This window comes from Methylosinus sp. PW1 (genome assembly GCF_000745215.1).
Classification (GTDB): Bacteria; Pseudomonadota; Alphaproteobacteria; order Rhizobiales; family Beijerinckiaceae; genus Methylosinus.
Genome location: NZ_JQNK01000005.1, coordinates 1 through 16,671, shown reverse-complemented (window position 1 = coordinate 16,671; position 16,671 = coordinate 1). Strand labels below are relative to the sequence as shown.

Sequence of the window (16,671 nt, the reverse complement as noted above, 5' to 3'; positions counted from 1 at the left end):
TTCTATGGCGCTACCCTCAATTATTTGAGCGCACATAATAAGCGCTCCCTCACGCGTCGCCATGCGCCGAGAACGTTTTATTTCATCGCTTACAATATCGTATTTTCGAACATTATATACCGTCACTTTTTTCATGATGCTCTCCTGTTATTTTATTCATAATCTGCCATGTGACGCGAGCTATTCTCGCGCAAGCCGTCGGAATGGCGGGCTTGGAGACTTCATATTCGGCGGTTACATCAATCAAGATCGTCGATGGAAGCTATTGATTCCCGTATGATCCGCCTGCAAGTTCATTTGCTGCCTGATCTCTTAATAGTTGAGCTGGAATCCATGTCTTAGACAACGGCTCCCTAAACCACAGGTCACGCCACGCGTTCCGGGAGGTTCCTCCTGCTACATGTGCTGCCCATTCTGACGGCGAATATTGCTTTCCATTGCTATCTACGATAAATCCGCCCAGAATTTTTGCATAATGATGAGTGCCGCCATAAGCCATACGAACATCTGAGCCTGATAAAATAGAAACATTCTTCCAAACTAGTGGCTTTCTGTCTTCATGAGCTTTTTTTTCGATTTTATCATCATTATGAATTATCTTATTCCGTAGGTGTGGCGCATATTCATTAATAACGTCTTCGATATGGCTACAAAAATATTTTGCTCCGTCGCCAAATTCTAGTTCGCTTCCGATCCAGTTGATGAGTAGATCTTCTGCAATTGCCGCAGGATCGAGCTTTCCATCCGAGAAGCGGATGACGTTGTCGTACAGCTTGCGCGACATGGGGATATAAATATTCATATCAGGCATTGTTAGCTCCGATGGATATATTTTAGGCGCGTTTGGTCTAACTAAACGATCGGAGTCTTGCTGTCAATCAAAAAGACAAAAATAGCAGGCTGACCCGCATTTTTAGCACAAACCAGACAGCGTCCGCACGGGCTACGGCTCCGCTTGTGATGCGAAAATCAAGACTTTTGTATAAGGTCGCCACCCCTTGAAAATCAGGCGCTTGCGGTATGCAAAAGTTACTTGCAAAAGAAGGCCGCTTCGCTACGCTTCCGGCATGACGATTTTCGGCTATGCACGAGTTTCAACGGACGGCCAGAGCGTTGACGCGCAAGTGAAGGCGTTGCGCGTCGCCGGCGCTGAAACGGTTTTCCGCGAGACGGCCAGCGGCGCAAAGACCGACCGGCGCGAATTGGCGCGCGCGATTAAATCCCTCGGCGCAGGCGACACTCTGATTGTGACGCGCCTTGATCGGCTGGCGCGCTCGACGCGCGATCTTCTCAACACGCTCGACGCCGTTGCGAAGGCCGGAGCGGGCTTTCGATCCTTGGCCGATGCATGGGCGGACACGACGACGGCGCACGGGCGGCTTATGCTCACCGTCCTTGGCGGGCTTGCCGAGTTCGAGCGCGACCTCATCCGCGCCCGCACGAGCGAAGGCCGTGAGCGTGCCAAGGCGCGGGGCGTTCACATGGGGCGTCCCCCTGCCCTCACGCGCCATCAGCGTGAAGAAGCCCGCGAGGCGTTGGCGAACGGCACCGCGACGCAGGCCGACCTCGCGCGGCGATTCAATGTGAGTCAGGCAACGATTTCGAGGCTGACGTGAAAGATTTTGTTGTTTTCTATGCTTGGCAAAGCGATCGACCAGAAAGGTTCAATCGCTACCTCATCCGATTTGCACTGAATCTCGCGGCGAAGAACATTTCCGCCGATCCAAATGTAGGCGTGCGGGTACGCATCGATGCCGACACCGAAGGTGTGCATGGGCATTGCCCCGTCACCGACACGATCCTGAAGAAGATTGCCGTTTGCGATGCTTTTGTCCCCGATCTGACCTTTGTTGCGTCGACGGAAGCAGGCAAGCTCATCCCAAATCCTAATGTGATGCTCGAATACGGCTATGCTCTAAAGGCTAGGTCGTTTTCGGTCATGCTTCCGATCATGAACACCGCTTATGGCGCGGCAACGGAACTCCCTTTCGACATGGGGCATCTTCGCTTTCCGGTGAGATACGATCTGCCAGCCACGGCGAAGAATGCAGAGCGCCGCGCTGCGAGGAAGGCGCTCACTGAGGAATTGGAGACAATCATACGCGGTATGATCGCCCAAGGCGTCGGCGCGGCCGACCGCACGCCATTTCCAGAAGCCGCAGCGACGACATCACCGGCTTTCTTTTTTCCGCGCAATGCGACGATTGCATCGTTCGGCAGTCCCGGAGAGCAAGAATATAAATTCGAGGGCGATAAGGCGGTCTATGTGCGCCTCTTCCCAAGGACGAGCGAAGGCCAGCCAAAAATAGGGCGGTCTGTGATAAAGGACACTGTTCATCATAAGAGATTGCTTCGCCCAATGTCTGATGCGTTCACTGGCATCACGTCGTCGAACGATTTCGGTTGGGCCTACATCGATCCTTCTGGAAACACGACGACCAAAAACATTTGTCAGACTTTCCCATCAGGAGAGCTTTGGGGCATCAGCTCGCAGGTTTTTTTTGCAAACGGTAGGGCCGCTGGCCGCCCTAATGAGGCTGCAACTGCCTTCGCGGGCATAGGCGTCGAGAAGCTTTGCACGCGCACGCTAGAAAACTTTGTCAGAGTTGCATCTACAGGGATGCAGCTTCGGCCGCCCTTCGTCGTCGAGCTTGGGATTGTTGGGACGAAAGGGGTTCACATGCTAGCGCCGCACCCCGCGTCCCCCAATGGGAGTTATTACGGGCCGATCCGCGACGATTCTTTGGTTCGACGTTATGAGCTGACAAAGACGGATCACGCGGCACAGCGCGAAATCCTGCGCGAGTTTTTCGATGAGCTTTATGATCTTGCCGAGGTTTCACGGTCAGAGGTTTTGACCGACGCACATGTGCAGGCAAACGATATTCCGCGATGCACATAGCCGGAGTCGGGCAATCTCATTGATGTCTTGCAAAAGGTAGAGGTTTTGCAATGCTCACGCCGTCAGCGTGGCGACGGCGTGACATGGAATTCGACGCCCGCCTGCTTTTGCAGATAGCCGATCACGCCGAACAGATTCCGCGCCTGCGGGTTGCCGCTTGGGCCGAACATCCGCATGAGGCTCTTGGTCGGCGTATCGGTCGCCGCCGCGAGCTTTTCGAAACCGACGGTTGCATTGATGTAGTCGCGCAGGATGGACTTGCCGGTTTCCATGTCGCCGCTCAGCATCGTGTCGATACCTTCGCGGAGAAGGTTCTCCGCGAAAACCGGGTCGTCCGCGACGCGGCGTTGCACCAGTTCCTTGAAGCTTTTTGTCAGCGCCATTTTCAGCCTCCGTCAGTTTATGCGCGGCTGCTTACGCCGCTTGTAATCCGTCCAACTCGTCTTCGCCGCTTCAATGTCCTTTTGCTGGCGCTTCTTTGTGCCGCCCGTCAGCAAGATCACCAGCACGTCGCCGTCGCGCCCGAAATAAACGCGGTAACCGGCACCCCAGTTGATTTTGTATTCGAGTACGCCCTCCCCGACGCCCTTGGCGTTCGAGAGGTTTCCTTGTTCGAGCCGCGCCAGAGCGACAGCGATTTTCGCCGCCGCCGCTGAATCCAGACCCGCGAACCATTCTTCGAAAGGGCTTTTGCCGTCGAGGCGCAGGTAGTAACGCAGTTCAAGCATGGAATAAGGTAACGCATGTGTTACTATTATTCAAGCGCAAAATCCCGCCTTTCCCAAGGACTCTAGCCGAATCAAGGGATTTTCGGCAGGCTGAGGCGTTGCGCGCCTGATTCGTGCGCGCGGCAATCCTGCAATTTGCTTGGAGAAGCAGACCCTAGAAACACAAAACCCGCCATGAAGGCGGGCCGGTGTCCCGGCGAACCGGGGAAAATCGGGTGTCTAAGCAACACCGACTCTCCCCAAAATCAGAGCGTAAGTCAAGCTGGAATCATCATTCCCGCTAACGTACGTCTTTGCGCCGGTTTTTGGCCCCTTCGCGGCGGGTTCCCCAACCCGAAGGAGGAGCCATGTCCGCATTCCAGCTATCATTTACCCCCCTGCCCCTTGGCGAGCTCGTGGCGGGCCTTACCGGCACCGCCCGCGCGACCTGGCCCGTGTGGCGGGACAGCAGCCGCGGCGACGTGAAATTCGCCCCCCTGCCCCGCAAGAAGGCTGCGCGGCTCTATCACGAGGCCCGCCGCTTCGAGCGCACGACGCGGACGCCGGGGCGGCAGGACGGCGCGCTCGGCCGCAACGGCCTTGCCGTGCTGCATGCGCTGATCTTCGATTTCCTGAACTACGCGACCGGCGCGCTGTTTCCGTCGCAGGAGAGCATCGCCCGCGCGGCCAATATCAGCCCGCGCAGCGTGGCGCGCGGCTTGGCGAAGCTGAAAGCCGCAGGCGTCGTGAACTGGCTACGCCGCTGCGCCGAGGACTGGATAGAGGGGCGCTTCGTGCTGCGGCAGCAGTCGAACGCCTACGCGATCTTGCCCGCCTCGCAGTGGCGGGGCTACGCGGCGGAGCCGCAGGCCCCTCCCCCGCATCCCGACGCATGGGGCGCTTGCCCGCCCCTGCCGTCGTGCCTCGACGCCGCGCAGGCGGACACGAGCCACGCGGCGCGGCTTCGGACGTTGGCTCTCGACCCGCACGACGCCCTCGCGGCGGCGCTGGCGCGGCTCGGAAGCCATATCGCGCCGAAGGGTTGAAACCCGCTGTTTTACCGGGTTGCCAACCTGACAATGAATCCTCTCCCAAGGTTCTAAATTACCCAGACAATCACCCAGACCAACCATTCAGAAAGCGGAGCGCCTTCGGCGCAACATCCTTCGCAAGGGGGGAGAAGATGATTTGCCCATCTCCTCCCCCACGGGCGCGACGGCGCGCGCCCTCCCCCACCTCTGGCAAGACTGACAAGGACGCGCGGCTCACGCCGCCGCGCGACTTTATGTGTGCGAGGCCGCCGCTTCGCGGCGGCAAGAGGCTCGGCGATGAAGGGAGGCGGCGAGGTCGGCGCTCAAAAACGGGCGTGTGGGCTTTTTGAAAGGCCGTTCAGGGCGTTTGCGCCGGCAAGAAACGGGAGCGGGCGAATGATGGCATGTTTGCATGCAAGCATGCCATCATAATATCCTGTTAAATGCTTTGCATGTATCCATGGAATCATGAGAGCATAATAACATGCAGAACTTTCTTGCATGAGAGCATGGAATCATGGGAGCATGTCAGCATGCAAATAATCGTAATCAATTCTCAGAAGGGCGGCAGCGGCAAGACGATGCTTTGCAAGCATCTGGCGGTGGAGGCCGAGCGCAGCGGCGACGGCCCGGTGTTTGTGATCGACACCGACCCGCAAGGCACGTTGACGGCTTGGCACTCCAAGCGCGAAGCGGAAACGCCTGCCCGTGTCGATTTGCCTTTTAATGGAATGGAGAAGGGGCTTGAACTCATCCGCACACATGGCGCGGCCTATTGCATCATCGACACGGCATCCGGGCGGCTCGATATCGCGTCGGAATTGTTCAAGCTAGCCGACCTTGTGATTTTCCCGGTTCAGCCGAGCGAGGACGATCTTACCGCCGCTCCCGTGACGGTTCAGAACCTCAAAGCCTGCGGCGTCCCCTTCGTTTTCGTGCTGACCCGCGTAAAGCCGAACACCCTGATTACCGCGCAGGCCGCCGCTATTCTCTCCAAGCACGGGCAGGTCGCCGAAACCCTCATTGCCGACCGCACCGGCTACAAGTCGCCTTATGCCAAGGGCCAGACTAGCACCGAGGCCGAACCGAAGGGCGCAGCCGCGCAAGAGATCGCGGGTTTGTGGAGAAACATAAAATCATGCTTGCATGAAAACATGCAGGAATCGGAGGCGTTGAAGAAACATGGCTAAGGCGCTCATTCTTTCGGAAGATACCCTCTCGGCCCCCGTTCAGCCGCCACGCGCGGCCCAGCCGGTGCCGCCGCCTGTGATAACCGAGACGGCACCGCCCCCGCCGAAGGCGGCGAAGCCGCCCAAGGCGAAGAAAGCGCCGCAGGTGCCGTTGCAAATTCGTATCAGCGCCGCCGACGCCAAGGCGATCAAACGAGCGGCCCTCGACGCCGACCAGACTATCAGCGACTTCATGCTTACATGCTTTCATGCCAGCATGAAAAAATGACACCCCATCGCGCAACGGCGGCTTTTGGCCTCGAAGCGAAACCGCCGCTACGCCCGATTTTTTGCCCGTGGAGCGGGGCATGGCGGTTGCGGCACCAACCCGTGCCGTCCCCCGAATAACGCACCACGCGCAGCGGCAGGAGCCTCCCGGCATGCCCTTTGTTCGATTCCCCCGGAAGGGGGAGCGAACAAAAAACGCCCTTCGTCCCGATAGCCTCGGACGATCACGCAAAGCGGCGCGATCAAGGCTTGCCGCTTGCGGCAACCGCCGAAGGCGGCGCGCAGCGGCCTTGAACGCAATAGCCGCGCCGCGTGATAGGCTGAAGGTGTAGGGAGAAGGGGAACAAGCGCGCCCGCAGGGCGCTCCATAACGGCGCTCGGGTCGAAATCCATCGCTTTTACGAATTCAGCAAACTCGACCACATCGAGCGACGTTCGCCGCGCTCGTATTTCGAGACGAAAGATTGCGTTCGGCAAGCCCTGCCTAGGTGAGACCGGCCGCGCTCGCGCGCGGCGATCATGCCAACGGCCGCTGGCACGCAAAAGCGCATGAACAATGTCGAAGGCAGCCTTACCGACAGAGAAGCGCTCGCTCAAATCGAGCAGCGCCCTCGGGACGGGTCTTCGCTCTATGGCCTCGGAAGGGGAGCTGTTGTCCCTGCAGCCTCGATTTCGTCGAGCCAGGCGCGAAGATTCTGCTTAATCCGGCATTCGATTTCGGCCAGGCGAAGCCCTTTGTCCGCGAGCTCGAGAACGAGATCGGCGATTTCACCGTCCTTTGGACCGTACAGCGGCCAGTCCAGAAGGCCATTATAAAAATCGGGGTGGCTCATGGGACCATCCTCTGGCGTCGATGTGATGTTCTGCGCGCCCGGCGACGCAACTGGAGACCTGCCTCAGCGCGGCTTACTCGCCCGTCCGGCGTTCCAGTCGGCGCGCTATGGAGCAGTCCAGCTTGTCGAGGATGAATTTGGCGCGTTCGAGGTCGACGAGGTTTTCGGCCGCCATGAAATCTTTGAAGGCTCGATCGCAAATCGGTCGCTCCTCGAGCGCTTTATCGGCCATCACATAGACGGTTCCCGCAAGCGACAAGACGAACATGGCGCCCATGAAGACTGTCGTATAGCGAGAGTCAGATATGCGCTTGCTCGCCGTGGCGATGTTGGTCAGCATGATCGACCTCTCGCGAATGGAATTGTGGCTTCGAACGCCATCTGCCGGCCGTTGCTGCGCTCAGCGCAGTCCCGATCGTCGACAAATGAGCCTAAGCAGACGCATCGGCAGATTCCGTCTCTTGCAACGGCGGCGCCGCGACTCTCTCCTCCGATTGCCCGAGCAGATTGGCGAACAGCGCCTTGTCGGAATCGCGCGTGATGAACCCCGGCAACTCGCGGCGGAGCCAGTCGCCGAGGCGCTTCGAGAATTCCTGATCGGCGGCGTTCTCCAGCCGATGCAGCACGAGAGCGCCGAGCAGAACCTTGCGCCGCGTATCCTCGGTGCGCTCCTGCTTTCCTTGGCGGGCTTGTAGGGCCCTTTTCTTGGCGTCGAGCTGAGCGATGCGTTCGGCGATGGTCTTGCGCGCCATGGGAAATTCCTTCGAGACGATCAATTCGGGATGCTCGAATCATAACCGAGCAAAAAATCGCCGCCAAGTGCTTTCATAATCGCGATACTGGCGTGATCCACTTCGATTGCTTCGATGTCACACGCTGACCTCACCATGCTCTCTGATATCTGGCCACAATGTTGACACCTTGAACGATCTGAGTGGAGCGAAAGATTGTTTAAGGGCGCACTTACGAGTTGCTTCGCAACTCTGGCGCAGATATGCTTGCATAAGTTTCGGCCTATGACTTCGAGCCTATCCCATTGGCGATCTATCACCTTTCGATGAAGCCGATCGGCCGAGCGTCCGGCCGCAGCGCCGTGGCGGCGTCGGCCTATCGTTCCGGCGAATGCCTCACCAACGAACGCGACGGCCTCACGCATGACTTCACGCGGCGCGATGGCGTCGAGCATAGCGAGATCGTCATTCCTCTTTGCTCCGGCGCGGAATGGGCGCTCGATCGTTCGGCCTTGTGGAACGCCGCCGAGGCGGCCGAGAAGCGCGTCGACGCCCGCGTGGCGCGGGAATTCGAGATCGCGCTGCCGCATGAATTGACCGCCGCTCAGCGCGAGGAGCTTTGCCGGGAATTCGCGCGCGGATTGGCCGATCGTTATGGGACGGCCGTCGATTTCGCGATCCATTCGCCGCAGAAGGCGAGCGACATCCGCAACCATCATGCGCATCTGATGATGACGACGCGGGCGGTGACGGCCGACGGCTTGAGCGACAAGACGGCGATCGAGCGGGAGAACAAATGGCTGATCGCACGCGACCTGCCCAGCTCGCAGGCTCAGCTTCGAGACATCCGCCAGAGCTGGGAGGAGATGGCCAATGAGCATCTGGCGCGCGCCGGGTTGGAGATTCGCATCGATCATCGCTCGCATATGGAGCGGGGGCTGGAGATCGAGCCGAGCGAGCATATGGGCGTTCACGCGACACAGATGGAGCGGAGCGGCCAGGGGGTAGCGCGAACGCGGGTGGGCAGCGAGACGGCGCGCCACAACGCCGAATTGATCCGCGAGAAGCCGGAGCAGGTTCTTTCGATCATCACCGGCGAAAAGAGCGTGTTCGGTCGGCGCGATGTCGCGCGGGCGCTGCATCGTGCGATCGACGGGGTGGAGGCTTTTCAAGCGGCGTTCGCCAGTGTGATGGCGAGTCCGGCGTTGGTCGAGCTGCAAGGCGAGCGGCGAGGGCCGGATGGGCGCATCATCGAGGCCGCGCGCTATTCGACGCGCGAGATGGTGGAGATCGAGCGCGGCATGGTTCTGTCGGCCGCGCGGTTGAGCGAGACGCGGGAGCATGACGTCGCGGAGCGCCATGTCGAGGCGGCTCTGGCCGTGCGGCCGTTCCTGTCCGAGGAGCAACGGGAGGCGGTTCGCTGCCTCGCAGGCGGGGAGGGGATTTCCGTCGTGGTCGGCCTCGCCGGGGCGGGCAAGTCGACGATGCTGTCCGCCGCGCGAGATGCGTGGGAGCGCGCGGGCTATTCGGTTCATGGGGCGGCGCTGTCGGGCAAGGCGGCCGAGGGCCTCGAGCAATCGTCGGGGATCGCCTCGCGGACGCTCGCGTCCTGGGAAGCCGGATGGAGCGCCGGGCGGGGAGAACTCGGAAAGGGCGATGTCTTCGTCATCGACGAGGCGGGCATGGTCTCGTCGCGGCAATTGGCCTCCTTCATCGACGCGGCCGAGAAGGCGGGCGCCAAGATCGTGCTCGTCGGCGATCCGGAGCAATTGCAGCCGATCCAGGCCGGGGCGGCGTTCCGGGCCGTCGCCGAGCGCGTCGGTTTCGCGGAGCTCGCTCAGGTGCGCCGGCAGGCAGAGGGATGGCAGCGGCAGGCGTCGCAGGAATTCGCGCGGCATCGGACGCAGGATGGGCTCGCCGCCTATGCCGATCGCGGCGCGGTGCGGTTCTCAGAGACGCGGGACGAGGCGATCGAGGCGATCGTGAGGGACGTCGGGCGCGACATGCGGGAGCGTCCGGACGGCAGCCGCCTGGTGCTGGCGCATCGGCGCGCCGACGTTCGCGAGCTGAACGCCGCGATCCGCGAGGCGCGCCAGGCGGGGGGTGAGCTGGCGCGGGGCGAGGACGCCGGCGAGCGGCGGTTCATGACCAATGACGGCGAGCGGGCGTTCGTGGCCGGGGACCGCGTCATCTTTCTGGAGAACAATCGAGACCTCGGCGTGAAGAACGGGATGCTCGGCGTCGTGTCGGAGGTTTCGGAGGGGCGGCTATCTGCGCGGCTCGACGGCGCCGAAGGGCCGGGCCGGGGGCGGGAGGTGGCCGTCGTGTTGGCCGAATATGCGGCGATCGATCACGGCTATGCGACGACGATCCACAAATCCCAGGGGGCGACAGTCGACCGGGCCTATGTGCTGGCGTCGGAGGGGATGGACCGGCATCTCTCCTATGTCGCGATGACGCGGCATCGCGAGGAGGCGCGGCTCTATGCCGGGCACGATCAGTTCGCGGATCTGCGCGAGCTGTCGACGCGGCTGTCGCGCTCCGGGGCGAAGGAGACGACGCTCGACTACGCCGAGCGGCGCGGGATCGCGGCGGAATTCGGGGTGCGCAGCGACATCGAGGTTTCGCGCGACGCCCAGGGGCGGGCGCCGGCGGCTGATGGGGATCGTGCGGCGGCGGCGAGAGAGGGCGGCCGGTACGGGGCGCGCCGCGACAGCCAGGCGCGGGAGCACGATGGGGAGAGGGCGCCGAAGACGCCGGCGGCCGCGCACCCTGAGGATGAGGCCGCCGCGGCCGCGGCGCGTCGACAGGCGCTCATTCAAGAAGCGAAGCTCGCCTTCTACAAATCGCAAGGCGCGGTGAAGGCCCGCGAGGCCTTCCAGCAGGCGGAGGCGCGGCGAGCCGAGGAGGCCGAGCGCCAGCGCGCCGAAGCAGAGCGGCAGCAGGAACAACAACGGCAGGAAGAGGTCGATCGCGAACAGTCGGCGCGGCAGCGGTTTCGCGGGCCAGGGTGGTGATTTTCGAGAGTGGCTTTTGGTCGAGGAGATTTGAGACATGGCGAACGAGTCCGGCGACGGCAAAATCATGGAGGAGATCGGCGGCCTGCTCGTGCACGCCGAACAAGCGCAGGCCGCTCTCGACAAGGGGCTGGCCCAGCAGGCGCGGCACGCCGAGGCCATCGCACGGCTGATCCTTCACGCGGATCAGGTCCTGAAACAGCTCCGCGCCGAGGCGGAGCAGATCGGGGTGCGGGCCGAACAGGCCGGCGCCGAGGCCGTGCGCGAGCAGGTGCGGGAGAGCCTTTCCAAGGCGGGCGCCGATGTCGGCAAGGCCGCGGGGATCGCGTTCGCGCCGCTGGTGAACGGCTTCACGCAACAGATCGAGGACGCGCGCCGCGCTGCAATCATTCTCGACAAGCAGGCGGCGAAATTTTCCGATCGCGCGTTCGTCGTCATCGTGGCCGGCGCGGTCGCCGCCCTGGCGCTGATCGGGTTCGGCCTCTGGGCGTCCTTGTCCTGGCAACGGGCGGATCTGGCGAATCTGGCGCTGGAAAAGGCCGATCGGCAAGGCGAGATCGACGGCATGAAGGCGACCGCGCAAAAAATGCGGGACCAGGGATTGAAGATCGAATTCGGGAGCTGTGGGGAGCACAAAGGCCGCGTACGGATTTGCGTCGCCATCGAGCCAGGGTTGAAACCATGGGGAGCCGAGCAGGCGCCGTTCGCCATTCTCAAAGGCTACTGAAATGGAACGTGCAGACCGAGGGAAGCTCAGCAAGTTCTTGAGTTTATTTTAAGACATGAACCTCAAGCTATCAGCCTGAAGTTGGACCAGGCGGCTTGGGCCAGCATTTGATAAACTTCTAAGCGGACTCAAATGCGAATAGCTTTTCTGCTACAGACATTGTCTTATTTTTATCGACGGGAAGTTCCATGCGCTCACTTACCGCCCACTCCAGATAATTGAATATCTCATCTTTTGATCCGCTATTCAGGATAATTTCAACGATTTTTGGGGCGTACATGTCATATTCGTCGTGGGCACCCGGCGTTCCAACTATACCTATTGGGTCCCAAATCTCGTACAAGATTTTTCTGACAGCTTCAAATAATTCTTGGTGGGTGATCATATTCATGGCGCTCCAGGAATAACGGTTATAACCTTGCCTGTTACAGAGTTAATAATCACCCTGACGTTATTGACGGCGTCGTAGTATCCAGTTGTTCCGGTGCCTGTTGGATAAGCTGTGCCCTGTCCAATAGTATTACCAACAACAGATGGTGTAAGTCCTCTTCCTTGCATCTGATCGAGAGCGTGACCTGTGTAGTCAATTCCGTTGATGCTTGCCGGCGCGTTAGTGCCCGGCACCACGTTTATCGGATTACCGCTTCTCCCAAACGGAGCAGATGCTGGCTGACCGGGGTCCGGCGACCCTCCCTGAGCATTGCTCGAATTAAATACCGTCAGATCGGCGACGGCAATTCCCGTGCCGCCGATAATTCCCGCGCCCGCCACCACCGTGGTCGTCGATACAGTCGCTCCGGTAGCGACGGCGCCGCCGCCGGCGAGCGCTAAGCCTCCTTCGATAGCCCCGCAGGGTTCGAGAAGCACGCAGACAGCCGTTCCGATCGTGGCCGCCGCTATCCCCGCCGCCGCGGCAGGATGGTCCTTCACCAGCCCGTCTGGATCGGTGAAGTTCAGCGGATCGTTGCCGACATAGGCGTAGAGATTGTAGCCGCCCGCGTAGCCGATCGGATCGTTCTGGACGAAACGGCCTAAGACCGGGTGATAGAGCCGGGCGTGATTGTTGGTCAGCCCCGTCTCGGCGTCGGTCCGCAGTCCCGTGTAGCCGAACGGGAACGAGCCCGCTGTCTGCCCATATGGCGCATAGCCCTGCCGCGTCAACGCGCCAGAGCCCGCGTCCAGGCTCGCGATCACCGAGCCCTGAATGTCCGGGATCAGCGTCCGTCGCGCGCCAGCGGGATCGAGAAGCGCGACCGCGCCTGCCGCGCCGCCCGCCTGCGCCATCCATTGGCGGACCGCTCCGCTCGATCCGTCGTAGTCCAGCAGCGGCCGCCCGCTCTCGTCAGTCACGGTGACGGTAGCGAAGCCGTTGACGCTTTTCGATTTCCGCACGCCGCGCGCGTCATAAGCGTAGCTCGCGGTAAAGCTGGTGGCGGAAGCGCTCGTCAGCCGGCTTTCGGCGTCATAGCCATATGCGACTGCGCCGTCGAAGGTCAGATTGCCGTTGCCGTCATAGCTCGGCGTCGCCGCGCCGACGGTCGTATATTGATTGACCGCATTGGAGACATAGGCCGTCTGCGATGCGGCTGTTGGATAGGCGACCCAGCCATTGTCGCTGACGCTCTGCGTGATGCGCCGGTTGGCAGCGTCATAGACATGTCCGAAGACGACGCTCGCGGCCGCCGGCGTCGTCTGCGTGACGCTCGGGCCATAAACGAAGCCGGTGGATCGATCGGCGGCGTCATAGGCCCAGCTCGCGACATAGCTCGGCGTCGCTTGAGGGGTTGTGATCGCCGCGCTGTTGTCGTTCGCCGCGATCAGACGGTCAGTGAGATCGTATGCGTAGGTCACGGTCGGCAGGCCAGGGCCGGATTTGGTGATCCGCCGGTTGAGCGTGTCGTACGTATAGGCGAGCGTGTCGCCCTTGCGCGTCACGAAACTCAGCAGATTGTCGTCATTGTCGTAGCCAGCCGTGGTGGATGTGCTGTCCGCATAGGCGGTCACGCGCACCCGATCGAAGCCGTCCGGCGTATAGGCGGTCGCATGGCCGTTGGCGTCGGTGAAGCTGGCTACGACGCCATCGGGTGTGTAGGTCCAGGCGGCGAGCGGCGCGGCCTGGATGGCGGCGTTGACGACGCTCAGCTTGCGGCCGAGCGCGTCATAGGCGAATTGCGTGACGCGCCCTAGCGGATCGCCATTGGCGTCCGTCGCCGTCGCGATCTGCCCGGTGTTGGTGTAGTTGTTGGCGAGCTGAAGCACGAGCGCGGACGACGCCCCGCGGGAGACTGTGAGCGGTCGGTTGTCCGGGTCGTAGGTTCGGACGGTGACGACGCCGACGGGATCGGTCGCGCTGATGAGATTGCGGTTGGCCGGTTATGCGAATCAACTGCTTTTTCTAAAATCCAGTCGCGTCCATTGCTCCCCGCTTTCAAGTTCAGACTCGTCAATTTCTATGGCGCTACCCTCAATTATTTGAGCGCACATAATAAGCGCTCCCTCACGCGTCGCCATGCGCCGAGAACGTTTTATTTCATCGCTTACAATATCGTATTTTCGAACATTATATACCGTCACTTTTTTCATGATGCTCTCCTGTTATTTTATTCATAATCTGCCATGTGACGCGAGCTATTCTCGCGCAAGCCCGTCGGAATGGCGGGCTTGGAGACTTCATATTCGGCGGTTACATCAATCAAGATCGTCGATGGAAGCTATTGATTTCCCGTATGATCCGCCTGCAAGTTCATTTGCTGCCTGATCTCTTAATAGTTGAGCTGGAATCCATGTCTTAGACAACGGCTCCCTAAACCACAGGTCACGCCACGCGTTCCGGGAGGTTCCTCCTGCTACATGTGCTGCCCATTCTGACGGCGAATATTGCTTTCCATTGCTATCTACGATAAATCCGCCCAGAATTTTTGCATAATGATGAGTGCCGCCATAAGCCATACGAACATCTGAGCCTGATAAAATAGAAACATTCTTCCAAACTAGTGGCTTTCTGTCTTCATGAGCTTTTTTTTCGATTTTATCATCATTATGAATTATCTTATTCCGTAGGTGTGGCGCATATTCATTAATAACGTCTTCGATATGGCTACAAAAATATTTTGCTCCGTCGCCAAATTCTAGTTCGCTTCCGATCCAGTTGATGAGTAGATCTTCTGCAATTGCCGCAGGATCGAGCTTTCCATCCGAGAAGCGGATGACGTTGTCGTACAGCTTGCGCGACATGGGGATATAAATATTCATATCAGGCATTGTTAGCTCCGATGGATATATTTTAGGCGCGTTTGGTCTAACTAAACGATCGGAGTCTTGCTGTCAATCAAAAAGACAAAAATAGCAGGCTGACCCGCATTTTTAGCACAAACCAGACAGCGTCCGCACGGGCTACGGCTCCGCTTGTGATGCGAAAATCAAGACTTTTGTATAAGGTCGCCACCCCTTGAAAATCAGGCGCTTGCGGTATGCAAAAGTTACTTGCAAAAGAAGGCCGCTTCGCTACGCTTCCGGCATGACGATTTTCGGCTATGCACGAGTTTCAACGGACGGCCAGAGCGTTGACGCGCAAGTGAAGGCGTTGCGCGTCGCCGGCGCTGAAACGGTTTTCCGCGAGACGGCCAGCGGCGCAAAGACCGACCGGCGCGAATTGGCGCGCGCGATTAAATCCCTCGGCGCAGGCGACACTCTGATTGTGACGCGCCTTGATCGGCTGGCGCGCTCGACGCGCGATCTTCTCAACACGCTCGACGCCGTTGCGAAGGCCGGAGCGGGCTTTCGATCCTTGGCCGATGCATGGGCGGACACGACGACGGCGCACGGGCGGCTTATGCTCACCGTCCTTGGCGGGCTTGCCGAGTTCGAGCGCGACCTCATCCGCGCCCGCACGAGCGAAGGCCGTGAGCGTGCCAAGGCGCGGGGCGTTCACATGGGGCGTCCCCCTGCCCTCACGCGCCATCAGCGTGAAGAAGCCCGCGAGGCGTTGGCGAACGGCACCGCGACGCAGGCCGACCTCGCGCGGCGATTCAATGTGAGTCAGGCAACGATTTCGAGGCTGACGTGAAAGATTTTGTTGTTTTCTATGCTTGGCAAAGCGATCGACCAGAAAGGTTCAATCGCTACCTCATCCGATTTGCACTGAATCTCGCGGCGAAGAACATTTCCGCCGATCCAAATGTAGGCGTGCGGGTACGCATCGATGCCGACACCGAAGGTGTGCATGGGCATTGCCCCGTCACCGACACGATCCTGAAGAAGATTGCCGTTTGCGATGCTTTTGTCCCCGATCTGACCTTTGTTGCGTCGACGGAAGCAGGCAAGCTCATCCCAAATCCTAATGTGATGCTCGAATACGGCTATGCTCTAAAGGCTAGGTCGTTTTCGGTCATGCTTCCGATCATGAACACCGCTTATGGCGCGGCAACGGAACTCCCTTTCGACATGGGGCATCTTCGCTTTCCGGTGAGATACGATCTGCCAGCCACGGCGAAGAATGCAGAGCGCCGCGCTGCGAGGAAGGCGCTCACTGAGGAATTGGAGACAATCATACGCGGTATGATCGCCCAAGGCGTCGGCGCGGCCGACCGCACGCCATTTCCAGAAGCCGCAGCGACGACATCACCGGCTTTCTTTTTTCCGCGCAATGCGACGATTGCATCGTTCGGCAGTCCGGAGAGCAAGAATATAAATTCGAGGGCGATAAGGCGGTCTATGTGCGCCTCTTCCCAAGGACGAGCGAAGGCCAGCCAAAAATAGGGCGGTCTGTGATAAAGGACACTGTTCATCATAAGAGATTGCTTCGCCCAATGTCTGATGCGTTCACTGGCATCACGTCGTCGAACGATTTCGGTTGGGCTACATCGATCCTTCTGGAAACACGACGACCAAAAACATTTGTCAGACTTTCCCATCAGGAGAGCTTTGGGCATCAGCTCGCAGGTTTTTTTTGCAAACGGTAGGGCCGCTGGCCGCCCTAATGAGGCTGCAACTGCCTTCGCGGGCATAGGCGTCGAGAAGCTTTGCACGCGCACGCTAGAAAACTTTTGTCAGAGTTGCATCTACAGGGATGCAGCTTCGGCCGCCTTCGTCGTCGAGCTTGGGATTGTTGGGACGAAAGGGGTTCACATGCTAGCGCGCACCGCGTCCCCAATGGGAGTTATTACGGGCCGATCCGCGACGATTCTTTGGTTCGACGTTATGAGCTGACAAAGACGGATCACGCGGCACAGCGCGAAATCCTGCGCGAGTTTTTCGATGAGCTTTA

General features: G+C 59.8%; 19 protein-coding genes. 9 read left to right on the top strand and 10 right to left on the bottom strand.

Features of this window, described 5'->3' with window-relative positions; translation table 11 throughout:
• Positions 1–262: 262 nt before the first annotated feature.
• Positions 263–811: a hypothetical protein gene (locus K369_RS26055; protein WP_156967689.1), complete on the bottom strand. Its 549-nt coding sequence runs from the start codon at positions 809–811 to the stop codon at positions 263–265.
• Positions 812–1,067: 256 nt separating this feature from the next.
• Between K369_RS26055 and K369_RS04265 the strand changes: the two genes are divergently transcribed.
• Positions 1,068–1,616: a recombinase family protein gene (locus K369_RS04265; RefSeq protein WP_036288256.1), complete on the top strand. Its 549-nt coding sequence runs from the start codon at positions 1,068–1,070 to the stop codon at positions 1,614–1,616.
• A complete protein-coding gene (locus K369_RS24440; RefSeq protein ID WP_051949006.1) occupies positions 1,613–2,902 on the top strand; it encodes a hypothetical protein in 1,290 nt (429 codons plus the stop codon). The genes K369_RS04265 and K369_RS24440 overlap by 4 nt, the downstream gene beginning before the upstream one ends.
• Positions 2,903–2,964: 62 nt before the next feature.
• Here K369_RS24440 and K369_RS04255 read toward each other — a convergent pair whose 3' ends face one another.
• On the bottom strand, positions 2,965–3,285 hold the full coding sequence (locus tag K369_RS04255; protein WP_036288279.1) for a hypothetical protein: 321 nt from the start codon (positions 3,283–3,285) through the stop codon (positions 2,965–2,967).
• A 12-nt stretch (positions 3,286–3,297) separates the two neighbouring features.
• A complete protein-coding gene (locus tag K369_RS04250; protein ID WP_036288277.1) occupies positions 3,298–3,630 on the bottom strand; it encodes a type II toxin-antitoxin system RelE/ParE family toxin in 333 nt (110 codons plus the stop codon).
• 347 nt (positions 3,631–3,977) lie between these two features.
• On the opposite strand from K369_RS04250, the gene K369_RS24435 reads away from it, so the two are divergent.
• From K369_RS24435 to K369_RS26050, 3 genes are all read left to right on the top strand, one after another.
• Entirely contained in the window at positions 3,978–4,655 is a 678-nt protein-coding gene (locus K369_RS24435) for a helix-turn-helix domain-containing protein (RefSeq protein ID WP_156967688.1), read from the top strand.
• Between the two features lie 518 nt (positions 4,656–5,173).
• The gene (locus tag K369_RS04240; RefSeq protein ID WP_036288291.1) at positions 5,174–5,830 is read left to right on the top strand and encodes a ParA family protein; all 657 of its coding nucleotides are present in this window, start codon (positions 5,174–5,176) and stop codon (positions 5,828–5,830) included.
• The gene (locus K369_RS26050; RefSeq protein WP_156967687.1) at positions 5,823–6,098 is read left to right on the top strand and encodes a hypothetical protein; all 276 of its coding nucleotides are present in this window, start codon (positions 5,823–5,825) and stop codon (positions 6,096–6,098) included. Before K369_RS04240 ends, K369_RS26050 begins: the two co-directional genes overlap by 8 nt.
• A gap of 628 nt (positions 6,099–6,726) precedes the next feature.
• Here K369_RS26050 and K369_RS04230 read toward each other — a convergent pair.
• The 3 genes from K369_RS04230 to K369_RS04220 form a co-directional block, all read right to left on the bottom strand.
• Positions 6,727–6,930, bottom strand: a complete 204-nt coding sequence (locus tag K369_RS04230; RefSeq protein ID WP_036288272.1) for a hypothetical protein — start codon at positions 6,928–6,930, stop codon at positions 6,727–6,729.
• A gap of 73 nt (positions 6,931–7,003) precedes the next feature.
• The gene (locus tag K369_RS04225) at positions 7,004–7,270 is read right to left on the bottom strand and encodes a hypothetical protein (RefSeq protein WP_036288269.1); all 267 of its coding nucleotides are present in this window, start codon (positions 7,268–7,270) and stop codon (positions 7,004–7,006) included.
• 91 nt (positions 7,271–7,361) lie between these two features.
• Complete coding sequence (locus K369_RS04220) at positions 7,362–7,682, bottom strand: hypothetical protein (protein ID WP_036288288.1); 321 nt, start codon at positions 7,680–7,682, stop codon at positions 7,362–7,364.
• Positions 7,683–7,966: 284 nt separating this feature from the next.
• Between K369_RS04220 and traA the strand changes: the two genes are divergently transcribed.
• Positions 7,967–10,678, top strand: a complete 2,712-nt coding sequence (traA, locus tag K369_RS04215) for a Ti-type conjugative transfer relaxase TraA (RefSeq protein ID WP_084570468.1) — start codon at positions 7,967–7,969, stop codon at positions 10,676–10,678.
• Positions 10,679–10,715: 37 nt separating this feature from the next.
• Positions 10,716–11,405, top strand: a complete 690-nt coding sequence (locus K369_RS04210) for a hypothetical protein (RefSeq protein ID WP_036288266.1) — start codon at positions 10,716–10,718, stop codon at positions 11,403–11,405.
• Between the two features lie 118 nt (positions 11,406–11,523).
• Here the strand turns inward: K369_RS04210 and K369_RS04205 are convergent, their stop codons facing one another.
• From K369_RS04205 to K369_RS26040, 4 genes are all read right to left on the bottom strand, one after another.
• A complete protein-coding gene (locus tag K369_RS04205; protein WP_198033015.1) occupies positions 11,524–11,796 on the bottom strand; it encodes a hypothetical protein in 273 nt (90 codons plus the stop codon).
• Entirely contained in the window at positions 11,793–13,664 is a 1,872-nt protein-coding gene (locus K369_RS04200) for an RHS repeat-associated core domain-containing protein (RefSeq protein ID WP_036288262.1), read from the bottom strand. The genes K369_RS04205 and K369_RS04200 overlap by 4 nt, the downstream gene beginning before the upstream one ends.
• 123 nt (positions 13,665–13,787) lie before the next feature.
• Positions 13,788–13,988: a hypothetical protein gene (locus tag K369_RS26045; RefSeq protein WP_156967686.1), complete on the bottom strand. Its 201-nt coding sequence runs from the start codon at positions 13,986–13,988 to the stop codon at positions 13,788–13,790.
• Between the two features lie 105 nt (positions 13,989–14,093).
• On the bottom strand, positions 14,094–14,666 hold the full coding sequence (locus K369_RS26040) for a hypothetical protein (protein ID WP_156967685.1): 573 nt from the start codon (positions 14,664–14,666) through the stop codon (positions 14,094–14,096).
• A 256-nt stretch (positions 14,667–14,922) separates the two neighbouring features.
• Between K369_RS26040 and K369_RS04190 the strand changes: the two genes are divergently transcribed.
• Positions 14,923–15,471, top strand: coding sequence for a recombinase family protein (locus K369_RS04190; RefSeq protein ID WP_036288256.1), 549 nt, complete (start codon positions 14,923–14,925; stop codon positions 15,469–15,471).
• Positions 15,468–16,163 carry a hypothetical protein gene (locus K369_RS04185; RefSeq protein ID WP_051948997.1) on the top strand — a complete coding sequence of 232 codons (696 nt, stop codon included), beginning with the start codon at positions 15,468–15,470 and terminating at the stop codon, positions 16,161–16,163. The genes K369_RS04190 and K369_RS04185 overlap by 4 nt, the downstream gene beginning before the upstream one ends.
• The last annotated feature ends 508 nt before the right edge of the window (positions 16,164–16,671 follow it).